The sequence below is a fragment of the Azonexus sp. genome (genome assembly GCF_036170495.1).
Lineage (GTDB): Bacteria > Pseudomonadota > Gammaproteobacteria > Burkholderiales > Rhodocyclaceae > Azonexus.
On the sequence record NZ_JAVHPH010000060.1, the window covers coordinates 1 to 1243 of the forward strand.

The following is a 1243-nucleotide window of genomic DNA, read 5'->3' on the forward strand; positions in this document are numbered from 1 at the left end:
GGGGGGGGGGCCCCGGGTCGGGGGAGGCAACCCATCCCCCTCCCGACCTCCCCCTTGAAGGGGGAGGAGAGAATCATCAGGCCTCTACGGGCATGTGCGAGGACGGCAGCACCTGGACCAGCTCACCCAGCACTTCGATCATCTTCTGCTGGATACCGCCGAGGGTGGCCGCTTCCATCATGCAACCGGAGCAGGCGCCCTTGAGGTGCACATAGATCTTCTTGCCCTGGACGTCGGCCAGCTCGACATCGCCGTGATCGCGCTGGAGCATCGGGCGAACCGATTCGAGCACTTCCTGGATCTTGGCAATCTTCTCGACGATCGACAGCTTCTTGGCCGGTGGCTTCGGGGCTTCCGGCGTGGCCGGGCAAGCGGGCGGCGGCGAAACTTCACCCGGACCGGCACGCTCGGCCATGACCTTGGCGAGAATTTCCTCGATGCCTTCGTGGCAGGCCGCGCAACCGCCGCCGGCCTTGGTGTAGAAGGTCACTTCCTCGACCGTGTTGAGGTTGTTGGCCTTGACCACGTCCTCGATCATCACGGCGTCGATGGCAAAACACTTGCAGATCAGCGCGCCTTCTTCGTGGTCGTCGGACCACTCCTCGCCACGGTAGTTGGCGATGGCGGCCTGCAGGGCTTCGCGGCCCATGACCGAACAGTGCATCTTTTCCGGCGGCAGACCGTCGAGGTAATCGGCGATATTCTGGTTGGAAACTTCGAGCGCCTGATCGAGCGTCATGCCCTTGACCATTTCGGTCAGCGCCGACGACGAGGCGATGGCCGAACCGCAGCCGAAGGTCTGGAAATGCGCGTCGAGAATGACCTCGGTTTCCGGCTCGACCTTGAGCATCAGGCGCAGCGCGTCGCCGCACTGGATGGAACCGACGTCACCGATACCGTTCGCTTCTTCCAGCGGGCCGGAATTGCGCGGGTTGAAGAAGTGTTCGCGAACCTTGTCTGAATATTCCCACATGACTATTGCTCCTTAGATCGAGAACGAAGAGCCGCAGGAACACTGGGCGCTGGCGTTGGGGTTGTCGAACTTGAAACCGGTGTGGGTCAGCGTATCGACGAAATCGACGGTGACGTTGTCGATCATCGGCATGGTCATGGCATCGACCAGCACCTTGACGCCCTCGACTTCCAGTTCCCAGTCGTCTTCAGCCTTCTCGGTTTCCAGCTTCATGCCGTATTGCAGGCCGGAGCAACCGCCACCGGAAATGGTCAGGCGCAGCCCGAGCAC

At 61.9% G+C, this 1243-nt stretch carries 2 protein-coding genes; both read right to left on the reverse strand.

Annotation, left to right across the window (positions count from 1 at the left end; genetic code table 11):
- Positions 1 to 76: 76 nt before the first annotated feature.
- Complete coding sequence (gene nifU, locus ADADOO_RS02035) at positions 77 to 973, reverse strand: Fe-S cluster assembly protein NifU (RefSeq protein ID WP_511274568.1); 897 nt, start codon at positions 971 to 973, stop codon at positions 77 to 79.
- A 12-nt stretch (positions 974 to 985) separates the two neighbouring features.
- Positions 986 to 1243: HesB/IscA family protein (locus tag ADADOO_RS02040; protein ID WP_511274569.1), on the reverse strand; the 258-nt coding region annotated here is incomplete at its 5' end.